Source organism: Pseudomonas sp. H3_D04 (assembly GCF_054669175.1).
This window is the reverse complement of the sequence record NZ_CP162801.1, coordinates 5,108,389-5,129,545: the sequence shown is the minus strand read 5'-3', so window position 1 is coordinate 5,129,545 and position 21,157 is coordinate 5,108,389. Positions and strand designations below refer to the sequence as shown.

12 protein-coding genes are annotated in these 21,157 nt (G+C 58.4%); 3 read left to right on the top strand and 9 right to left on the bottom strand.

Annotation, left to right across the window (positions count from 1 at the left end):
• Nucleotides 1-247: 247 nt before the first annotated feature.
• Nucleotides 248-7,288 carry a TcdA/TcdB pore-forming domain-containing protein gene (locus AB4N91_RS23715; RefSeq protein WP_460111823.1) on the top strand — a complete coding sequence of 2,347 codons (7,041 nt, stop codon included), beginning with the start codon at nucleotides 248-250 and terminating at the stop codon, nucleotides 7,286-7,288.
• Nucleotides 7,289-7,363: 75 nt separating this feature from the next.
• On the opposite strand, the gene AB4N91_RS23710 is transcribed toward AB4N91_RS23715, so the two are convergent.
• On the bottom strand, nucleotides 7,364-7,960 hold the full coding sequence (locus AB4N91_RS23710; protein ID WP_010463905.1) for a MarC family protein: 597 nt from the start codon (nucleotides 7,958-7,960) through the stop codon (nucleotides 7,364-7,366).
• A 258-nt stretch (nucleotides 7,961-8,218) separates the two neighbouring features.
• Here AB4N91_RS23710 and AB4N91_RS23705 point away from each other — a divergent pair, with 258 nt between their 5' ends.
• Both AB4N91_RS23705 and AB4N91_RS23700 read left to right on the top strand, forming a co-directional pair.
• Entirely contained in the window at nucleotides 8,219-9,010 is a 792-nt protein-coding gene (locus tag AB4N91_RS23705) for a hypothetical protein (RefSeq protein ID WP_458369495.1), read from the top strand.
• A gap of 57 nt (nucleotides 9,011-9,067) precedes the next feature.
• Nucleotides 9,068-9,790, top strand: coding sequence for a hypothetical protein (locus tag AB4N91_RS23700; RefSeq protein ID WP_460111822.1), 723 nt, complete (start codon nucleotides 9,068-9,070; stop codon nucleotides 9,788-9,790).
• Nucleotides 9,791-9,811: 21 nt separating this feature from the next.
• Here AB4N91_RS23700 and AB4N91_RS23695 read toward each other — a convergent pair whose 3' ends face one another.
• The 8 genes from AB4N91_RS23695 to accC all read right to left on the bottom strand — a co-directional run bounded on the left by AB4N91_RS23695 (nucleotide 9,812) and on the right by accC (nucleotide 21,144).
• The gene (locus tag AB4N91_RS23695; RefSeq protein ID WP_460111821.1) at nucleotides 9,812-12,598 is read right to left on the bottom strand and encodes a hybrid sensor histidine kinase/response regulator; all 2,787 of its coding nucleotides are present in this window, start codon (nucleotides 12,596-12,598) and stop codon (nucleotides 9,812-9,814) included.
• Nucleotides 12,599-12,697: 99 nt separating this feature from the next.
• Complete coding sequence (gene purD / locus AB4N91_RS23690) at nucleotides 12,698-13,993, bottom strand: phosphoribosylamine--glycine ligase (protein WP_083375139.1); 1,296 nt, start codon at nucleotides 13,991-13,993, stop codon at nucleotides 12,698-12,700.
• Between the two features lie 185 nt (nucleotides 13,994-14,178).
• On the bottom strand, nucleotides 14,179-15,786 hold the full coding sequence (gene purH / locus AB4N91_RS23685) for a bifunctional phosphoribosylaminoimidazolecarboxamide formyltransferase/IMP cyclohydrolase (RefSeq protein WP_010463895.1): 1,608 nt from the start codon (nucleotides 15,784-15,786) through the stop codon (nucleotides 14,179-14,181).
• Nucleotides 15,787-15,866: 80 nt separating this feature from the next.
• Nucleotides 15,867-16,187, bottom strand: a complete 321-nt coding sequence (fis, locus tag AB4N91_RS23680) for a DNA-binding transcriptional regulator Fis (protein WP_007907419.1) — start codon at nucleotides 16,185-16,187, stop codon at nucleotides 15,867-15,869.
• Nucleotides 16,184-17,194, bottom strand: coding sequence for a tRNA dihydrouridine synthase DusB (gene dusB / locus AB4N91_RS23675; RefSeq protein ID WP_010463890.1), 1,011 nt, complete (start codon nucleotides 17,192-17,194; stop codon nucleotides 16,184-16,186). The genes fis and dusB overlap by 4 nt, the downstream gene beginning before the upstream one ends.
• A gap of 185 nt (nucleotides 17,195-17,379) precedes the next feature.
• Nucleotides 17,380-18,597 carry a DUF3426 domain-containing protein gene (locus AB4N91_RS23670; protein WP_282410974.1) on the bottom strand — a complete coding sequence of 406 codons (1,218 nt, stop codon included), beginning with the start codon at nucleotides 18,595-18,597 and terminating at the stop codon, nucleotides 17,380-17,382.
• Nucleotides 18,598-18,627: 30 nt separating this feature from the next.
• On the bottom strand, nucleotides 18,628-19,506 hold the full coding sequence (gene prmA / locus AB4N91_RS23665) for a 50S ribosomal protein L11 methyltransferase (protein WP_010463886.1): 879 nt from the start codon (nucleotides 19,504-19,506) through the stop codon (nucleotides 18,628-18,630).
• Nucleotides 19,507-19,785: 279 nt separating this feature from the next.
• Nucleotides 19,786-21,144: an acetyl-CoA carboxylase biotin carboxylase subunit gene (gene accC / locus AB4N91_RS23660; protein WP_010463885.1), complete on the bottom strand. Its 1,359-nt coding sequence runs from the start codon at nucleotides 21,142-21,144 to the stop codon at nucleotides 19,786-19,788.
• Nucleotides 21,145-21,157: the final 13 nt, after the last annotated feature.

The following is a 21,157-nucleotide window of genomic DNA, read 5'->3' as shown; positions in this document are numbered from 1 at the left end:
GCTTAAGTGTAATTAATTAATTGCGCTGTTCTTGGATTGAGGTTGTTATTTTTATCGCATAGTATTTTTTGGGTGGGCAGCTTGGGCAGTTTTTTGCCTGCTGTTTCAGTGGTTAGCGTATTAGCAATGCCAGTGCTTTCGGCGCTGGTTTTAAATATCAGTTCAGGTTCGCAAACATCGACGGATGGAGTGTGCGCGACGCTGTGGGCTACGTGTATTTCAAGTTTGTTATAAGGGCATGGATGTGATGAATCAATATCAGGGATCAAACACGGCGGGTAAGTCGTTTCTTCAGTATTTCAGACTCGATGATATTCAAGCACTCTCGAACGAGTTTCGCGCCGCGCCGGAATATGAAGCGCTGGTTGGCTATTACTCAGCGTGCGCAAAAGATCAGCCATGGGCTGACCAGATGGCGCCATTGTTATTGCTCAAAGAGACGCTCGACTCACTGATTGGCCAGCGCGCCGGACCGATTTCCGCCGCGTTGGCCGACCTCTCTGCGCGGCTTGAAAACTATACAAACCGGTTGGTCCAGACCGTGCGAATGTTGAATCCGGTTGCGCCCGAAGTGCCGAAAATAATGCACTTCGTTTGGGTCGGCGGGAGCGCGGTTGGCGCTATTCAGCGAGACTACATCAATATATGGAAGGCGGTCATGGTCAAGGAAGGCCATACGTTCAACCTCTGGTACGACAGTGATGCAGTACTGGCCTTCGAGATGAATCGAGTGATCCTGGAAAGTGCCAGGGCGCATGCCATGGAGTCAGGGGGAGCCACTATCGCCACGCCTGTGGAGCTGGCCCGGATGATCGAACATCGAGCCCGGGTGCTGAAAATGCAAATGTCGGCTCACCTCAGGCAGGAGCGCTGGGCCGGAAAGGCGGATGAAGCGCGTATTGATCTGATGGTTCGCGCCTATGGCAAGGACGAAGCCACCCTCATTGCGTTCAGACAAAAATGCCTGGACAGCCACTTGGCCATGGTTGATCAACATCTGCGGTTACGCGACGTGCGTGAGGTCTTCAAAGAACACTCGTTATGGGATGTCTATGAGCGCGAAGTGGCAGGGCGAGGCAACTTTGCTGCGGCCAGCGATGTGGTTCGCCTGCAGGTCGAAGCACTGGAGGGCGGTCGCTACAGTGATGTGGATTACTTGCCGCAACTGAAAAACGTATTGGGCGGAGTCGATATTACGGCGTTCGATGAAAGTGCGCGAATTGGCGTATTACAACTCCTGCTCAATAACAACGAATCGCTGATGCCAGGGCGCGACCCCAGTCGATACCCTGACCGCACAATGAGTATTCCTGAACAGCACAGGACAGCATTAAACGAGTTTGCACTGCAGCGTCCGGGGCCCTCCGACATATTTTCTGCGCCGGGGAATAGTCAAACGCCCACGGACGGTATTCGCATGGCCATCCAGATCAACAGTGAAATGAACTCTCATATCGTTGCGCATGCCGGCGCTGGCTCGACCCAGGCGATTATCGAGTTGATCAGGTTCAACTACGACTTCCTGTCAGAGTTTGAGTCTCGATTGAACGCGACGGCTGTGGACTGGAGCGACAGTGCAGCCGTACAAGATATTCTCGTGGCGATGGTGAATGAAAAGATTGCCGAGGTGCCTGGACTGTCGAAAACGCGCCGAGGGTATTTAGGCAAGCTGGTTAGCGCCATTGGCGCTTACTACAGTGACGGTATTCGTTATGAATCCCGTGGGACCATTGATTTGACCGGGCCTGGGGCCGCGATTACAGGGCTTGAGGAGTATGTGGAAAAGCATCTCCTGTTTGATGGGAAAAACGAAATACGAGACCGATTGAAATTGTCGGATGGCTACAACGTGGCCACCGAAGAAGAGAAGGTTTCTGGCTGGACGATCAACGCTACACCGCAAGAATGGCTGCAAAAAGAACAAGCAAACTGGGCCGACGGCAAATTACAAACACGCTATCAGGGGACTTTTTCCGAGCTGTTGAAAGGGAGCACCATCAGCTTCGAAAAAGGCTGGCCGATCATGGAAGGGCGCCCGGTTTTGTTGACCGCCATCCTGCAGCGCTGGATGGATGAGTTAGGGGAGCCCTTCATCCGTGCGATGAACGAAAAGCTCAGCGGTGAGTTGAATTTCGCTAAACCTTTTTCCCTGGACTTTGATGACCGGCAAAGGATTCTGAACCAGCCTGTAGCCGAGCTACCGGTTTCCCATGGTTTCTATCCGATTGGCAATCTGAATGAAATGATCGTTCGCATCGGTCATGGGACTCTGCCGCTCGATCAGTTGAGTCCGGTACATCGGGTGGTGCTCGGTGGCCTTTTCGGCGCATCGACGCTGGACGAAACCGGTTTCGCCGACGCCTGGCAGCAACTCGGCGCGCTCGCGGAAAGTACGGCCGACCGGGGTATATCCGAGCGTTACATGTCTATCGAGCAGGTGTTGCTTTCGCTCAAAAGTCCCGAGTTCGAAACGGCGTTTGCCGCCGTCAAAACGCCAGTTGACCCCTCCACGGAGAGCGCTCAGGTACTCAAGATTCTTTCATTCGAGAATTCGTTGACGCTTCGTCAATGGGGCGAGAGCGTGGCTCGCATCAGGCACCAGACGGACTACGAGCTACGCCGATACATTCTCCAGCGCAGTGCCTCGGTGCGTAAAACGCTCCTGGAGGCGGGCGCGTCAATGGCCAAGTTAATGCCTCAGGGGTTGCTGGTCAGGGGCGATGGCGACCCCGGAAGACGCTGTTATCCACTGGCGCTGCTGATGGCGGCGGCGACTCATCAGGGCCGCGATGCGGTACAGGCACTCAGCGGCAGACTGGCCAATGCGCATTTCTCGCCCGGTGAAAGTGATACCCATGTATTTCTTCAGGCGCTCGACGAATTGCGCGCCATACCCCAGGCTGATTTTGGCGACAAGCTCGGCCCGTTGAGTTTCGATGGCATCTTTGAGGTGTTGGCGGCTAAACCTGCACCTTGCACGTTGATGCTCAATACCGAAAACCATTCAATGATGGTGGCCAGGACCGGGACGGCCGAACACAGTAGCTGGTCTTTCTACGACCCCAATTTCGGTGTCTTTGGTTTCGATCGGATAGACCACCTCAAGCTTGGGATGAAGGCCCTGTTCAACACGTCCGACCTGGCCAGGCAGTATGCGATCGAGTCGACGGATCGCTCGCCCTTCAATGTGATCGAGCTGGACGGCGCTCGCCTCGCCAGCAAGCACTTACCCTCGGAACTGCCAGTGTCGAAGCTGTTGGGCAATGAATCCTTGAGCTCAGGAAAAAGCATCGCACCCTGGTCCCATCACGCCCAATTACGCTCACGCGCGCTGTCTGAAAATGCGCGATTGGGACGGGGTCTTTCCGAACGGGATGCCAGCGTCTGGGCGAGCAAAATCGATCAGGTGACAAACCGGGTGAGATCGGCGAACGGACTCGGGAGCGAGTACGTCCCCGTGTTCGCAACCCTGCAGGCTCAACCGGATGACGGTTACGCACTGTCGTTCATGGACATCAAAACGCAACAGATCCGCGTGGTGAAAACCAACGAACCGTTTCTCGGGCGAATCAAGTCGTTCCTGGACACGAGTATCGAGTACCTGGCCGGCAGCAACGATGGACATAAACCTGTTGATCCAACGGATGTTTCCGAGGGGAGCCGGCTGAGTTTTGCGTTTGGTTTCCAGGCGTTGATCACCGAACTTCGAAACCGCGATCAACTGGCGCAGCCTGGAACAGAATCGAACCTGGCCGTCGCCGTTCGCCTTCATGGCTACCTGGGCCATGCACAGTTAGTCCACGGTATCGGCCTCGACACGCTGCAAATGGCGAACCTGGTTCGACAGCTGGTGAACGCCGAGCGAGCGATAGCGGTCAGGACCGCTTCGGCGGGCGGGCGACTCCTGGCGCGAATCGCTGGCCCGGGGTTGGGGCAGGTATTGGGCGTGGTCAATATCGGTTTTGATATTTACGAGTTCTACAACGCCGAAAACCACGAGCAGCAAGCGCGTTTCGGCACTCAACTGCTGTTCGATGTCAGTGCGCTTGTGCTCGACGGCGTTGCGCTGGTAGTCGGCGGGACGGCGGGTGCGGTCGCAGGTTTTCTGTCGGTACCATTGCTTGGCATCGGAATCGGCGTCACGGCGATTGCCGGCAATCTCGGGCAAATCATGGACAAGGCAGAGAAAGTTGCCGAATTGTTTACCCGGTTCAAAACGGCGTACAGCCCGCAGGCTTTCTCGGTCAAGCAAGGGGTCGTATCGATCATGCCCGAGTCGGTGGTGGACACGCTTGATCTTCGCGAAGGGGTCATCGTGTTCGGCAGCCAGGGGCTCTTTCGCTCGCTGGGTGGCTCGGGGCTCCCACGGCCCGATGGGAACAAACAGAACGCTATTGTCGTTCGAGAAAGCATGGGGCTGCCAAAACAGGTCGCGATTCCTGGCCCGCGTGTTCATGGTCGATTTAACGCTGTGCCGGCAGAATCGGCCTTGCTGCTTCCGGGTACTCCAAAATGTTATTACGGCTACGAATATCAACTGGGTTCCGATCCGCAGGTCTTTGAGTGGAGCAACCTGCTCCTGAACGTTGTCGGCGGCTCGAGCTTCCTGCCTCGTAAGATGTATCCGCAATATGACGTGTTGCGTGAACTTGAAGCCAGGGAGGAAGGTTTTTTCTTCACCCACGCCAGACCTTTCCCGCACATCCTGTACAAACTCAATCCTGTCTATGAGTCCACGAGCATTACCGTGCGCGTTGGAAATGAAACCCGGGCGCTGTACGTTCCTGAATTACCGCGAGAGATGCGGGGCAGGGTTTCTTACCGCATCGACACGCTGAGGGGGGCTTACTCCCTCGCACTTAAACCTGGACTCGTGTCGGTCCATCTCAGCGCACTTCCCGGTGACGGAAGCGTGAGCTGGGTGTTGAGCGCCGACTGGATCACGCCACAACACATCAGTGTCGGCGCGGCGGGGTTGAACATCGACGGTATCGAGCTGAGCATCGAGGCCGACATCGACGTATATGTTCGAACAAAGAACCTCGAAACCTACCGTGTTGACCGCGAACATCGGCAACTGTACCTGGCGTCACTTCAAGCGGCCGACGGACATTACTCGCAGGCGGAGCTTGACCGTTTGAAGGTGCTTCACCGGCAGCAGCGCATGGGTAATGCCTTAATTCCTGCGGGCAAGTTTCTGCTGCCTTTTGGCAATCCAGAAAAGCCGCAATACACCGCCGGTTGGTACGAAGTGGCAAAGGAACGGTTCGTTTATGGCCGTCAATTCCTGGGTCCGGTCAGCGAGAAACTTCAACTGGCGGCAGTGCAAGACGATCACGCTTACTTCTATCACCCGGATCAACCCCTGATATGGCGCGTCAATGCCGTCACAGGTTTGACTACTTGGCGCTACAGCGTTTTCAATCGTGGAAGTGAAGAGGCGCAGATCATTGGCTGCCTTGATCGGGGCGCTGGCGTTGTTCAAGTCACTCAGCGGGTACGCCTGAGCAAGACCCAGCGTTACGTGGTGATTTATCTGATTCACGGCGAGGAAATCTCGTTGGTTTCGGTATCGAGCGAACCACCTGACTATTTCGATACCTTGAAGGACGTCATTGCCCTGTTACAGCAAGTTGATATTGCGGTTGTTACTGAAGGCGCCGACGCCGAACGGCAAACGTCCTGGAGGCCTGCGTCCTTTGTGACGGTAACGTCCGGAGACCTCGACAAGCCGTCGCTGCCGAGATGGATCAACGGGCAGAGCCACCAGCTCCTGACGCCGCACTTGCCCGTCAGCGAAACCGCCTCGGCGCTGCCCCAGATAAGCTTGCTGCCACCGAATGATCCTGATGCTGCAGCGTTCCTGTTTCACGACGCACACAGTCAAAACCTCTATCACCAACCCTTTACCGGCGATGAGGCACAACGGGTGCCATTGCCAGGCAGCGTCAAGCTCAGGATCAGCGACGGCGGGTACCTGGTCGTCAATGAGTCCGGGCTGATGTTTGACGTTCGTCAGGACGCGAGCTTTTTCCTTAGCGGCGTGACGGGGGATTGGCTGGATGCCCATCCATTGTGGATGAGCGATCTGGAGGCCCTTGGCAAGGAGCATGCGGTTTCGCTGATTTCGCTTTCCGGATTATCGGACGTCACCGGCCAGGTGCCTGTCTACGCGCGCTACCTGAACAACAAGCTGTTGGTAACCGACCTGATGGCTGAAAAAGGTTGCCGTCTGTTGTCCGTCACTCGTGATGGCAAGCACGCCTGGTTACTTGGCCTGAGCAGCGGCCACCTTTATCGTCAGGCGTTTATCGAGCCTGAGCAGCTGAGCCGCGCGTTCGGCAGTGGCAGGCGGCTGATCAATGCCGACGCGCTGCCACGACCAGAAAAGGTCTGGGGAGCCTGGGCATTTTCTGAAGTGCTGCCTTACGGCACCGGTTTGCGGGGCCGCACTCGGGACGGGGTCAATTTCGAACTGATTGAAGGTGAGCCGGCCCGAATCATCAGTGTCGAGAACGCCTGGTCTTATCGTTACAGGGAGTCGCCTGAAGCGCTGACAAAACGCCTGAACGATTTAGTGTCCGGTCAGGCTCATGCGCCTTTTTTGCCGATTGGCCACTCGACCAACCGCTACGCGTATTACGTACCCGAACTCAATCGTGTCTTTGAGGTTAACGGCAGAGCGGATGGGCAGTGGGCAAACTTCCTCGGGACGAAACAAGGGAGTGTTCCGCTGTTGTTTGATCCGGTGGACGGCGTGATCTTCAACCGCAATACAAAAGAGGTTGTGTGGGTGGCGGCGAACAAGGCCAGTCGAGAGGGGGATGTCATGACGCTGGAGATCGCGGGAGAGGTAAAAGACCTGCTGGCTCTGGTGCCCGACGGTGTCAGTTCATTGATTCTGGGAGGCGCTGAAACGGGGTCGATTTACCACGTGTCGGAGACCGCCTGGCAGCACCTCGATTGCATCGTGGTCGATTGCACTGACTGGCCGGACATTGACGCCATACCCTCGCGGCTGATTCTGGCGACCGGAGCGCAGGATGACTGGCGTGTCGATCGGGCAGACAACCATCTGCTGCTCACCGACCCCGACAACGGCAGCAGCCTGGTTTTTCGTTCGGCACAATCTGAAGAGTGGGCATTGGCCCAGTCGCTGAACCTGAGTGCACAAGTTCTTGGCAATACGCTTGAGGTCAGCGTCCATGAACTGTGGCAAACGGTGTTCGATCTTGGGGAAAGCAGCCTTGAGTTAAAAGTGCTCGTCGAGAAGTTGAGCTCGGTCTAAAAAACCGAGGGTGGAGATCCGGGTTCCGAACGTTTCGCAACGTTGTCAATTCACAACGTTGCGCTCCCTGGCTGGTCAGGGCACCAGGTAACCTTTTACGCCCGTGAAGATAATCTGTGCCGCCAGCGCGCACACAAACAATCCCATCAGCCGGCTGACAATCTGCAAGCCCTGGTCACCGAGAATCCGTTCGATGCGGCTGGACAAATAAAGGACCACGCCAACCGTAAAGCTGGCCAGGGCAATGCTGAGAATGGCCGTGAGTTTGTCGTCCCAATGTGGCTGGCTCACGCCCATAACTAACAAGGCACCGATGGTGCCGGGGCCGACCGTCAATGGAATCGTCAGCGGGACGATCGTCACGTCCTGCTGCACATTGTCGGTCTGCACCGCCGACTTGCCTTGGGCCATGCCCAGTGCCGAGATAAACAGCACGCTGCCGGCGCCGATGCGGAACGCGTCCACGGTGATGCCGAAGACACTGAAAATCACCCGTCCGAACAAGTACAGCAAGACGCTGGACACCAGCGTGGCGGTGGCCACTTTCCAGGCCAGTCGACGTTGTTCCTTGCGTGAATAACCGCGGGTCAGGCTGATGAAGCAGGACAACACGAAGAACGGGCTGTAGAGCACCAGCATCTTCAGGTAAACGCTGAATAACACGTGGAGCATGGTTTCGGCTCGCATCAGGAGTGAGGATGACGAGGAGTCTATCAGTCAGTTAATTGCTTGTGGGTGTGAGTTGTGACAGGCGCGTCAGTTAATTTTGCGGTTGGGCGCTTTTGTTAGTTGCTTAGGTGTTGTTGTAACTTATGTTTATTGAATGGATATGGTGTTACAGGTTTTAGTTTGTCGTTGTTCGTTTGTTTGGTTATTGTTTTATCGCAAGTTCATGAGGAACTTGCCTGGTATTTTTATAAGGAATTCATTGTGTATAATCAAGCTATTCGTGAAAGTTATGTTGCTGCCTGTATTGAAGCGATTGAAGCGTGTGATATCGACGAGCAGATCGTTATCCGCCCTCGTGGTCTTATGGTTGTGGGCGACGAGATCGAAGCACCGTCGAAAGGCTCCGTTGTGGGTGAAGGCACGTTGGGCTTTTCTGGCAAGCTCAGTGCTGAAAACAAGTCGGACGCTCAAAACGCCTTTCTCTTTGCATCCCGTGCAGCGAACAAACTATACCCTGAAGAACATCAGGGCAAAGAGTGGTACTTGAGGTTCCGGGAAGTCATGACCCTCGCAGGCTGGACGCCTGTCAGCAAGTACTACAGCGATCTGCACGTCAGCGGCACCAGCGTCCGCATGGACAAACTGGTGCTGGAGATTCTCGGTGCGGTGGTTGCCGGCGTTGCATTGCCTGGTCCGACGACTGCGTTGATGCTCAAGGTGGCGGGTGATGCGATCGCGGCCCTGCAAAAGCGTGACACGGCTGCCCTGACTGTTTATGAGCGAAATCTGCTGGAAAATGGCGTCGGGGGAATCTCGGCAGGTGCGTGTGTCGAAGTCGAGGGTGAGGCAATCATGGCTGTGGGTGCAGTGCGTTTTCTTCGCAAGAACAGCTCCACCCAAGTAATGTTTACGGATGTGGATATCCGAAATGTGAACTTGTATCGCGGCGAAACGGTATTTGCCAAAAATACATTGGTCGCTGATGCAGTCCGTGAGTCCATCAAGAGCAAACTTGTCCCACATAAAGACCAGATCGTAGACATTGATATCTAACTGATCTAAATCGGCAGCCGGTTGTCGGCTGCCTTTTTTATTGTCGAGGGAGTTGATATGAGTTGCGAATATTCTGTGTTGATCGTTGGCGCTTGTGTCGTGATTATTCCGGCTGCGGATGGGGCGGCGCACTATAAGGATCTGGTCGATTCCGTGTTGCTGGCGCAATTGATTGCCAATAAGAAGATTGAAAAAGCCCCGGATGTCGACTGGTACAACGCTTATGTGGAATTTCTGGATGACTACTGGCTGCGACGTACAAGAGCGCGACAGGAATGGCTGATTACCCAGGACAGTGTCGAGTCTGTCAGCGACTGGGTCATTGCAGCGATTTCACAAGGTGCTGTGGATAAAGGAGGCGCTACGGCGGCAACAGTGCAGCGGCTGGCAAGGTTGTCCGGCAACGAGCCCGCAATGGGTTTGCTGCGCGATCACATGCAGAAAATATCCACGGACGAGTCGGGTGATGTTCTTGCGCCCGCAAAGGCTGTGCGTTTGCTGGTGGTTATAGCGCAGACGCCGACATGGCTCACAAGTGTGTACATCGAGCTTAAGACCCGCCAGATCATCAGTGCCAATCCGCTGGCCCAGCGACATCTGGCCGAGGATGTACAAGGCAGCGTTTGCATGCGCTACGCCAGTGCTGACTTGTCCGGAATCCTCTACGGCCCCGTGCGCGACGCCATTGCCTTGAAGATCAGGGACAGGTATCAGGACAACGTCGCGATGTTGACGTTGACCGATGATGCTTCGACCATGGAAATCTGCGCAGCAGATTGAGTCATGCCGGAGTTAATTGCCCTACACGCCTGCCTGGAGCGTGGAGGTCGTGCGATTCTGCTGATCACGCTGGGCAACCCAATGCTCGATCAGATCGCGCAGTTGCGACAGCTCGACCGGTTTGGCCATGTGCCCGTCCATGCCGGCCTGGCGCGCGCGCTCTTTGTGCTCGGCGAGGATGTGCGCGGTCAACGCCACAACCGGGGTGCGAATCCGCTGGTTGCCGACTTCCCAGGCACGTAACTGCTGGGTGGCAGAGAAGCCATCGAGGATCGGCATTTCACAGTCCATCAGGACCAGGTCATAGCGCTGGGCTTTCATTGCCTGCAAGGCTTCTTCGCCATTGCTGGCGGTGTCAGGTTGCAGGTTGAGCTTGCCGAGCATGCCGCGAATCACCTTGGTCGAGATGTTGTTGTCTTCAGCCACCAGAATGCGGAAATCACTCGGAACCTTGACCGGAAGCGTCGGACCGAAGGGCTGGTACGGCGAGACGGTCGGGCCCTTGTTGCGCTGGTTCAGTTCATCCGCCAGGGTGGTCTTGAGGGTGTAGCCGGCCACCGGTTTGGCGAGGATGCGTTTGATCCCTGAGTTGCGCGCGATGATCTTGCTCGGCGCGTTGCTGATGCCAGTGAGCATGATCAGCAGAATGTCGTGGTTCAGGCTCGGGTCTTCCTTGATCTTGGCCGCCAGTTGCATGCCGGTCATGCCGGGCATGTTCTGGTCGAGCAGGACCACGTCGAAATAATCGCGCAGGTGAGCCTTGGTGCGCAGCAATGCCAGTGCCTCTTTACCGGACGGCACGGCACTGACGTTCAGGCCCCAGGCGCTGCATTGCTGCACCAGCACTTTGCGGCACGTGTCGTTATCGTCCACCACCAGCACACGCGCACCTTGCAGCGGTCCGTCGAGGTCGGAGGTCGGGTGCTCGAGACGATCAGGGTCCAGCGGCAGGGTCAGCCACAACGTGCTGCCTTGGTTGGCGCCAATCTTGATGCCGAATTCGCCCTGCATAAGGCGGATCAACTGACGGGCAATCACTAGCCCCAGGTTGCCGCCCAGGCTGGTTGCCGAGAGGAAATGTTTGCTGTGCAGCTCGGCGTGCATCAGTGCGTCGCGTTCTTCGGCCTCCATCGGCACGCCGCTGTCTTGCACGGCGATGCGCAGGCGCGGTTGGGCGCTGCGTTCGTCAAGGGCGACGACGATCAGGATCTCGCCCTCGTCGGTTTTCTTCAGGGCGTTTTCCAGCAGGCTCAGCAAGGTCTGGCGCAGACGCGTCGGGTCGCCGCTGATGACGCGTGGCACTTGCGGCTGGATGAAACTGATCAGCTCGACGTTCTGCTGTTCGGCCTTGGCGCGGAAGATGCTCAGGCAGTCTTCGATCAAGGCATTGAGATCGAATTGAACGTCGTCCAGTTCTATCTGCCCGGACTCGAGCTTGGAGATGTCGAGTATCTCGTTGATCAGGGTCAGCAGTTCGTTGCCGGCGCTGTGGATCGTCTGCACATAGTCACGCTGCTTGACCGACAACGGTGTGCCCAGCAGCAGTTCAGTCATGCCCAGTACGCCGTTCATCGGGGTACGGATTTCGTGGCTGATCTTCGCCAGGAACTCGGCCTTGGCGTTGATCTCGGCATTGCTGGCCGCCAGATCGCGACTGACGCTGAAACGATCTTCGGTGATGCTGCGCTGACGTTCGCTCAACGCAATGCTCATCAGCACGCCGCTGATGCAGATAAACCCCAGCAGCGTCATGATCAAGCCCTGCGGCGCGACCAGCGTCAGCCCCAGCAGGGCCGGCAACATGATCAGCGTGCCAATGTTGAACACGACCATCGCCGCGACGAACAGGCGCGCCGGGCGATAACCTTTTTGCCAGTGATAGGCACTGACGAACAACATGCTCAGACCTGCCAGGGCAACCAGGGCGTAGGTCATGATGTTCAGCGGCAGCGTATTGACGAACAACAGCAGCAAGCCGCACATCACGATGAACAGAATGTCACCCAGCAGCAGTTTGTTCAGCGGGTGCGGGCCGAGTGGCGCAAAGAAACGATAGGCGAACATCAGGCCGCACGGCGCCGTCAGCAGCAGGGCGAGGTAGGCGCCGGGTGTCTGCACCGCGTGCCAGTTTGGCAGCCAGGGCCCCGCCAGATTCAGCAACAGCAGCAGGCTGAGCATCAACAGTGCTTCGCATGCGGCCAGCCAGAGACTGCTGCGCGAGCGCGTATAGGCGTAGCGGACGAGGCTGTGCAGGATCAGCATCCCGAGGCAACCGAACAGAAGGCCGTAAATCAGCATCTGGTTCTGATTGGCCGCGGTCATGATCGCCGATTGCAGGGTGATGTACGGCCGTAACTGGTGTTCGGACACCAGCCGCAGGTAGACGTCGAGGGGTTTGTCGCTTTGTGGCAGCGGCAACATGAATTCGCTGCTGGGCAGGGGACGGTCAGCCTGGGGCTGCCCGGTGCCGGTGTTCAATTGATCGATCAGCGTGTCGCCGTCGAGCACGTACAGATTGAGGCGCGACAGGTCGGGGGCGAACACTCGCAGCAATTGCTCGTGCTTGCCGGGTGCGAGCCGGAAGCGCAGCCACAATGCACCTTCGGGCTCGGCCGCGGTGAGGCGGTCAAGTTCGATGGGGCTGAATTGATTGGTGTAGCGCGCGGAACGGATGTCGCTCAGCTGCAGGTCGCCCTGTTCGTCAAGCAATACCGCCCAGCCACTGCCTTGCGCGGCTTGGGCCGGGAGCATGCAGAGCAAGGTCAGCAGCGTGACAGTGAAACCTATGGCAATCCTGAGCCAGCGCACGGCGAAATCCCTTCGTAGGTTGATGCCAGATTATAACTATGCGCGGCGCCGGAACAGTCCGGCAAGGGCCTGAAGCACAAGCCCTGCCGAACGGATCGCTTATTCCTGATTTTCGCCACGTTCGCGGGCAATGGCACGGTAACCAATGTCCTTGCGATAGAAACAGCCTTCCCAATCAATCTTTGCCGCCAGTTTGTAAGCCTGTTGCTGGGCAGCATCAACGCTGGCGCCCATGGCGGTAGCGCAAAGCACACGACCACCGGCAGTCACCACTTGACCGTCCTTGAGCGCAGTGCCGGCGTGGAAGACTTTGCCTTCCAGTGCGGCGGCTGCATCCAGGCCGTTGATGGCGACGCCTTTAGCGTAGTCGCCAGGATAGCCGCCAGCCGCCAGCACGATGCCGACGCTCGGACGTGGATCCCATTGCGCTTCGACCTTGTCCAAGGCTTGCGCCAGGGCCGCTTCGACCAGCAACACCAGGCTCGACTGCAAACGCAGCATCACCGGTTGGGTCTCAGGATCACCGAAACGGCAGTTGAACTCGATAACTTTTGGGTTACCAGCCTTGTCGATCATCAGGCCGGCATACAGGAAACCGGTGTAGACGTTGCCTTCATCGGCCATGCCGCGCACGGTCGGCCAGATCACCAGGTCCATGACGCGCTTGTGGACTTCAGCGGTCACGACCGGGGCAGGGGAGTAGGCACCCATGCCGCCGGTGTTCGGGCCGGTGTCGCCGTCGCCGACGCGTTTGTGGTCCTGGCTGGTGGCCATCGGCAGCACGTTCTTGCCGTCGACCATGACGATGAAGCTGGCTTCTTCGCCGTCCAGGAACTCTTCGATCACAACGCGCGAGCCGGCGTCACCGAATGCGTTGCCCGCGAGCATGTCGCGCACAGCGTCTTCCGCTTCGGCCAGGGTCATGGCAACGATCACGCCTTTACCGGCGGCCAGGCCATCGGCCTTGATCACAATCGGCGCACCTTTTTCACGCAGATAGGCCAGGGCCGGCTCGATCTCGGTGAAGTTCTGGTAATCGGCGGTCGGGATCTTGTGGCGAGCCAGGAAGTCCTTGGTAAAGGCTTTCGAACCTTCCAGCTGGGCCGCACCGGCCGTTGGGCCGAAGCAATCCAGGCCACGGGAGCGGAACAGGTCGACGACGCCAGCGACCAGCGGCACTTCCGGGCCAACGATGGTGAGGGAAACGTTTTTCTCCGCGAAATCTGCAAGCTGCTCGAGGGCCAGCACGTCGATAGCGACGTTCTCGCACTTGGCTTCAATGGCGGTGCCGGCGTTGCCCGGGGCAACGAATACTTTCTGCACACGCGGATCCTGAGCCACTTTCCAGGCCAGGGCGTGTTCACGGCCACCGCTGCCAATGATCAAAACATTCATTTCAAAAACCTCGGATGACGCTAATTCTGTGGGGGCAGCCTGAGCTGCCTGGCTAACGGTACGCGGCATCCGCCACCACCGAACCTGTAGGAGCGAGGCTTGCCCGCGAAGGGATCGCCTCGGTCTTGTTGATACACCGTGGCGAGCCCTTCGCGGGCAAGCCTCGCTCCTACAAGAGCGAAAAATCAGTGACGGAAGTGGCGCATGCCGGTGAAGACCATGGCGATGCCAGCTTCATCAGCAGCGGCAATCACTTCCGCATCACGCATCGAGCCACCCGGCTGGATCACCGCGGTGATACCGACCTTGGCCGCGTTGTCCAGGCCGTCGCGGAACGGGAAGAACGCATCGGAGGCCATCACCGAGCCTGCCACCTGCAAACCGGCATGTTCAGCCTTGATCGCGGCGATACGGGCGGAGTTCACGCGGCTCATCTGGCCAGCGCCGACGCCGATGGTCTGACGGTTCTTGGCGTAGACAATGGCGTTGGATTTAACGTATTTGGCGACTTTCCAGGCGAAGATCAGGTCGTTGATTTCCTGCTCGGTCGGGGCACGCTTGGTCACGACTTTCAGGTCGTCGGCGCTGATCATGCCGATGTCGCGGCTCTGTACCAGCAAACCGCCGTTGACGCGTTTGTAGTCCCAGGCAGCGGCGCGATCAGCCGACCACTCGCCGCAGGCCAGCAGGCGCACATTGGCTTTGGCCGCCACGATGGCGCGGGCTTCTTCGCTGACGCTAGGGGCGATGATCACTTCGACGAACTGACGCTCGACGATGGCCTTGGCGGTTTCAGCATCCAGCTCGCGGTTGAAGGCGATGATGCCGCCGAACGCCGACTCGGTGTCGGTGGCGTAAGCCAGTTCGTAAGCCTGACGGATACCGCCTTCTGCGTCCGGGCTGACCGCAACGCCGCACGGATTGGCGTGCTTGACGATCACGCAAGCCGGCTTGACGAAGCTCTTCACGCATTCCAGCGCGGCGTCGGTGTCGGCCACGTTGTTGTACGACAGCTCTTTGCCCTGCAGTTGGGTCGCGGTGGCGATACCGACTTCGGCAGGCTTGGCTTCCACGTAGAACGCCGCGCTCTGGTGCGGGTTCTCGCCGTAGCGCATTTCCTGAGCCTTGACGAACTGGCTGTTGAAGGTGCGCGGGAACTCGCTGCGACCGGAGGTCGAGAGGGTGTCAGCGGCCTGGTTCACGGTGCCCATGTAGTTGGCGATCATGCCGTCGTAGGCCGCGGTGTGTTCGAAGGCCTTGAGCATCAGGTCGAAACGCTGAGCGTAGGTCAGGCCGCCAGCCTTGAGGCTTTCAAGGACGCTGGCGTAGTCGCTGGCATTGACCACGATGGCCACGTCTTTATGGTTTTTTGCCGCCGAGCGGACCATGGTCGGACCGCCGATGTCGATGTTCTCGATGGCGGTCGGCAGGTCGCAGCCTGGCTTGTTGATGGTGGCCTCGAACGGGTACAGGTTGACCGCGACCAGGTCGATCGGCTTGATGCCGTGCTCGTTCATGATGGCGTCGTCGATACCGCGACGACCGAGGATCCCGCCGTGGATTTTCGGGTGCAGGGTTTTCACCCGACCGTCCATCATTTCTGCGAAACCGGTGTAGTCCGCGACTTCCACTGCGGCAACACCGTTGTCGCGCAGCAGCTTGAACGTTCCGCCGGTGGAGAGGATCTCGACGCCCAGGGCTTCAAGCTCTTTGGCGAATTCGAGGATCCCGGTCTTGTCGGAAACGCTGATCAAGGCGCGGCGGATCGGCAGGCGGGTAGTCTGGTCGGTCATTTCAATTTCCATCAAAAGCAAAGGAGTCAGCAAAAAGGCGACCGTTTTTACGCGGGCGCCTTTCTGGTTTGATTGAATGCTTACAGCAAGTCGTACTGCTTGAGTTTCTTGCGCAGCGTGCCTCGGTTCAACCCGAGCAGCTCGCTGGCCTTGGTCTGGTTGCCCTTGACGTAGTTCATCACGCACTCGAGCAGGGGCGCCTCGACTTCGGAGAGCACCAGGTTGTACACATCCGTGACGGCAGCGCCCTCAAGGTGGGCGAAATAATTGTGCAGCGCCTTCTCGACACTCCCGCGAAGGGTCTGACCTTCTTCGCTCGGCGTATTGAGGTGCTGTTTCAAATTCACGTTGTCGCTCACGGGTGTTGTTCCACTCACTAAAGTCTCGGTCATCATCGTCATGCGGCCACCCCTTCTCCGTCCCCTGTCAGGCTCTTGTAACGTTCGGCGAAGAAGCCCTGAACGTTGGCGCATTGTGCTTCCGTATCTTCCAAACGATTGAAGTGGGCGCGAAACTCCCTGGCGCCCGGCAAGGTTGCGAGATACCAGCCCACATGCTTTCGAGCGATACGGACGCCCATCACGTCTCCATAGAAGACGTGCAGTGCAGCCAGATGCTCTAGCAGAATGCGTTCCACCTCGATCAATTCCAGCGCCGGGAGTTTTTCGCCGGTACGCAGGAAATGATCGATCTCACGAAAAATCCACGGCCGCCCCTGGGCGGCCCGGCCTACCAGCAGGCCATCGGCACCGGTCGCATCGAGCACGTACCGGGCCTTCTCGGGTGAATCGATGTCGCCGTTGGCAAAGACCGGCATCGACACCGCCTGCTTGATCGCGGCAATGGTGTCGTACTCGGCTTCACCGGTGTACAGGTCGGCACGGGTGCGGCCATGAACCGCCAACGCCGTAATGCCCGCTTGCTCGGCGATCTTCGCCACCGTCAGACCGTTCTTGTTGTCCCGGTCCCAGCCGGTGCGGATCTTCAAGGTGACCGGCACATCAACCGCAGCCACGACGGCTTGCAGGATCTCGGTCACCAATGCTTCATCCTTCAACAGCGCGGAACCGGCGGCCTTGTTGCAGACCTTCTTCGCCGGACAGCCCATGTTGATGTCAATAATCTGTGCGCCCAGTTCGACGTTGGCCCGGGCCGCATCCGCCAGCATCTGTGCATCACCCCCGGCGATCTGGACCGAGCGGGGCTCGGGATCACCTTCGTGGATCATGCGCATCCGCGATTTGCGGGTGTTCCACAAGCTCATGTCGCTGGTGACCATTTCCGAGACTACAAGCCCTGCGCCCAGTCGCTTGCACAGCTGACGAAAGGGCTGGTCGGTGACGCCCGCCATGGGGGCGAGGATCAAGCCGTTGTGCAATGTATATGGACCGATGCGTACCGCCGACATAGGACTTCCCTGTTGTGGGGCCGGATCATGAGAGTTCGAAAAAGGGTTGGCATGATACCCGCTCTCGATGACTGGATAAAGGCTGAATTGAACAAAATCTGAACAGTAATTCTGTTATCGCCAGCGGTTTGGTATGAGCGGTCAAAGTCAGAAATATGCCGTCAATGCCGTAACACTGAAGCGTTTCACTCGGGCGAATGAAAGCTCAGGCTGTAATTCACCGCTTTGGAGCCTGGATCGAGGATATCCAGTGCGATGTGGATCGGCGTTTGCGGCGGCATCTCTGCCAGGCCTTCGAGGTCGCCGTTGAGGTACTCGCCGGGTTTGAAGCGCCGGCTGGCGATCAGGTGGCCGTTAAGGTCGGCGAAGCGCAGTTCCAGCAGCGGGAAGGGCTGGGAGAAGGGCGCACGGTTGTAAATGATCGCATCGACCACCAGTGCACCGTTGAACTCAGGGTGACTGCGGACCACCAGGTTGCTGCTTTTGATTTTCGCGATATCAACTTTCGATGGCACCGTGCAGCCGACTTGCGGGCACAGTTGCTGGAACCATGGACGGTATTGATCCTGGCGCGCCAGTTCGTCGAAGTGGTAAGCGATGTATTGGCCGGCGAGAGCACCGGCACCGATCAGGACCAGCAGCAGCCAGAAAAGCCGTCGGCCCCAGGGGGAGCGACGTTTTTGCCAATCCAGTTGCAGCGGGTCGTCGGTCAGGTCCTGCAGGGCGTCGGCACGTTCGGTCGACTCGCTGCGTTCGTGTCGCTTGCGCAGAGGGGCGATCGGGGGCAGGTCGTCGTCAGGTGCATCGGTTGCCGACAGGCGATCATGGTGCAGGGGCGTGTCGAGCGGATCATTCAGGCGCAGTTGCGGCACCTGGGGTTCGTCGTCCAGATCAACCGGTTCCAGCGAGAACGACGGTTCGGTGCGCGAGTGCTTGCCCGGTACTGGCTGCGTTTCCCGTGGTTCGGCTTCGACCGCCTGGGCACGATCGGCCGCCGATTCGCTGAAGAGGCTGTCGGACCAGGGTTCATCGTCGTGCTCGACAGAGTCGCGGCGAGCACTGAGACCGTTTTCGCGGTGCTGGCCGAATTCCGTGGTGGGCTGGATTTCCCGCTGTTCGAGCCGGGCGAGTTCTTCGTCCAGGTCCAGGCTGTCCAGATCCATTTCGGCGGCGGACCATTGCTTTTGGCTGATGGCGCGCTGTACCGGCGGTTCGACAATGGCCGGGGCTACCGGTTGGACAGTTTCCTTGGCGCCCCGTTGCTCAAGCAGCTGCTTGGCGGCGTTGAACACCTGCAAGCACGAGCCGCAACGAACCACTCCACGGGCCACGCTCAATTGAGCATGGCTGACGCGGAAGCTGGTTTGGCAATGCGGGCACTGGGTGACGAAGCTGTCGGTCATGCGGCGATCCGGTTTATGCAGGCGTTCATTCTAGCGCCGACGGCCAGTGATGCGCACCCAGCCATCGCGATTGGCGATCGGGTCCAGATCGAAGTCTTGAGCGTAGGCTTTGGCGACTTCTTCGCCTTGCTCGGCGAGGATGCCCGACAACGCCAGACGACCGCCAGGCTTGACCAGGCTGGACAATTGCGGCGCCAGGGACACCAGCGGTCCGGCCAGAATGTTGGCCACCAGCACATCGGCTTGAACCTGTGGCAGATCTTCCGGCAGGTACAGCGGGAAGAGCGCGTCGGCAATATTGTTTCGCCCGGCGTTGTCGCGGGAAGCTTCCAGCGCCTGCACGTCGATGTCGGTGCCGACGGCTTCCTTGGCGCCCAGCAGCAGGGCGGCAATCGCCAAAATCCCCGAGCCGCAACCGAAGTCGAGGACGTGGCAGTCCTTGAGGTCCTGACCATCGAGCCATTCCAGGCACAGTGCAGTGGTCGGGTGGGTGCCGGTGCCGAACGCCAGGCCCGGGTCGAGCAGAATGTTCACAGCGTCGGGTTCAGGGGCAGCGTGCCAGCTTGGGACGATCCACAGGCGTTGACCGAAGCGCATTGGCTGGAAGTCGTCCATCCAGCTGCGTTCCCAGTCCTGGTCTTCGATGACTTCGCTGTGATGCTCGGGCAGCGGGCTGCCGGTCAGCAACTCAAGATGAGCCAGCACACTGGCCGCTTCAGTGCCGCCTTCGAACAGGGCAAGCAGATGAGTGTGCGACCATAGCGGCGTGGTGTTGAGTTCAGGTTCGAAGATCGGCTGATCTTCGGCGTCCATGAACGTCACCGACACGGCGCCCACTTCAAGGAAAGCGTCTTCGTAGGTTTCGGCTTGTTCTGGGCTGATGGCGAGACGGACTTGCAGCCAAGGCATGGCGGGCACCTTTGAAAAATATTGATTGCAGCCTAGCGGGCTGCGAGAAGCGCGCAAGTTTACGCGAGCGCGCGGCAGAAGACGACAAGGCCGACACTGGTATGCAGTTTGTAGGAGCGAGGCTTGCCCGCGATGACGCGGTGACGCGGTGACGCGGTGACGCGGTGAGTCTGCAATATCTCGGCGTATGGTTTGCGGGCAAACCTCGCTCCTGCAGGAGTTGTAACCTCCAGAAACAACAAAGCCGCCCGAAGGCGGCTTTGTTGGACGGGCTAAAGCTTAATGCTTGTCGCCAGCCAGCTTGTGTTCCAGGTAGTGGATGTTGATACCACCTTTGCAGAAGCCTTCATCGCGGACCAGGTCGCGGTGCAGCGGGATGTTGGTCTTGATCCCGTCGACAACGATTTCGTCCAGCGCATTGCGCATGCGCGCCAATGCTTCGTCACGGGTTGCGCCGTAGGTGATCAGCTTGCCGATCAACGAATCGTAGTTCGGCGGAACGGCATAACCGCTGTACAGGTGCGAATCGACGCGAACGCCGTTGCCGCCTGGAGCGTGGAAATGCTTGACCGTGCCTGGGCTCGGCATGAAGGTTTTCGGGTCTTCGGCGTTGATCCGGCATTCCAGGGCATGGCCGCGGATAACCACGTCTTCCTGGGTGTACGACAGCTTGTTGCCAGCGGCGATGCTGAGCATCTCCTTGACGATGTCGATGCCAGTGACCATTTCCGAAACCGGGTGCTCAACCTGAACGCGGGTGTTCATTTCGATGAAATAGAACGCGCCGTTCTCGTACAGGAACTCGAAAGTACCCGCGCCACGGTAGTTGATGTCGATGCAAGCCTTGACGCAGCGTGCGAGGACTTCAGCCCGTGCCTTCTCATCGATGCCCGGTGCCGGCGCTTCTTCGAGAACCTTCTGGTGACGACGTTGCAGCGAGCAATCGCGGTCGCCCAGATGGATGGCGTGACCCTGGCCGTCGGAAAGCACCTGGACTTCCACGTGACGTGGGTTAGTCAGGAATTTTTCCAGATAGACCATCGGGTTACCGAACGCCGCGCCTGCTTCGGTGCGGGTCAGTTTGGCGAAGGAGATCAGGTCTTCTTCTTTATGCACAACGCGCATGCCGCGACCACCACCGCCGCCAGCGGCTTTGATGATCACCGGGTAACCGACTTCGCGACCGATGCGCAAAGCGGTTTCTTCGTCTTCAGGCAACGGGCCGTCGGACCCCGGAACGGTTGGAACGCCAGCAGCGATCATGGCGTGCTTGGCCGATACCTTGTCGCCCATCAGGCGAATGGTGTCGGCTTTCGGGCCAATGAACGCGAAGCCGGAGTTCTCGACCTGTTCAGCGAAATCAGCGTTTTCCGCAAGGAAACCGTAGCCTGGGTGAATGGCGGTGGCGCCGGTCACTTCGGCCGCGGCGATGATGGCCGGAATGTGCAGGTAAGAGTGGGCGGCCGAGGCTGGACCGATGCAGACGGATTCGTCTGCCAGGCCCAGGTGCATCAGCTCTTTGTCGGCCTTGGAGTAAACGGCGACAGTCTTGATGCCCATCTCTTTGCAGGCACGCAGGATCCGCAGGGCAATCTCACCGCGGTTGGCGATCAGAACTTTTTCCAACTTCGCAGTCATCAAAGTTTCTCCG

Bases quoted from the DNA above. Each gene is read 5' to 3' on its own strand.
- AB4N91_RS23715 (WP_460111823.1), top strand. From the start codon at position 248: ATGAATCAATATCAGGGATCAAACACGGCGGGTAAGTCGTTTCTTCAG.
- AB4N91_RS23710 (WP_010463905.1), bottom strand. From the start codon at position 7,960: ATGCTCCACGTGTTATTCAGCGTTTACCTGAAGATGCTGGTGCTCTAC.
- AB4N91_RS23700 (WP_460111822.1), top strand. From the start codon at position 9,068: ATGAGTTGCGAATATTCTGTGTTGATCGTTGGCGCTTGTGTCGTGATT.
- purD (WP_083375139.1), bottom strand. From the start codon at position 13,993: ATGAATGTTTTGATCATTGGCAGCGGTGGCCGTGAACACGCCCTGGCC.
- purH (WP_010463895.1), bottom strand. From the start codon at position 15,786: ATGACCGACCAGACTACCCGCCTGCCGATCCGCCGCGCCTTGATCAGC.
- fis (WP_007907419.1), bottom strand. From the start codon at position 16,187: ATGACGATGATGACCGAGACTTTAGTGAGTGGAACAACACCCGTGAGC.
- dusB (WP_010463890.1), bottom strand. From the start codon at position 17,194: ATGTCGGCGGTACGCATCGGTCCATATACATTGCACAACGGCTTGATC.
- AB4N91_RS23670 (WP_282410974.1), bottom strand. From the start codon at position 18,597: ATGACCGACAGCTTCGTCACCCAGTGCCCGCATTGCCAAACCAGCTTC.
- prmA (WP_010463886.1), bottom strand. From the start codon at position 19,506: ATGCCTTGGCTGCAAGTCCGTCTCGCCATCAGCCCAGAACAAGCCGAA.
- accC (WP_010463885.1), bottom strand. From the start codon at position 21,144: ATGACTGCGAAGTTGGAAAAAGTTCTGATCGCCAACCGCGGTGAGATT.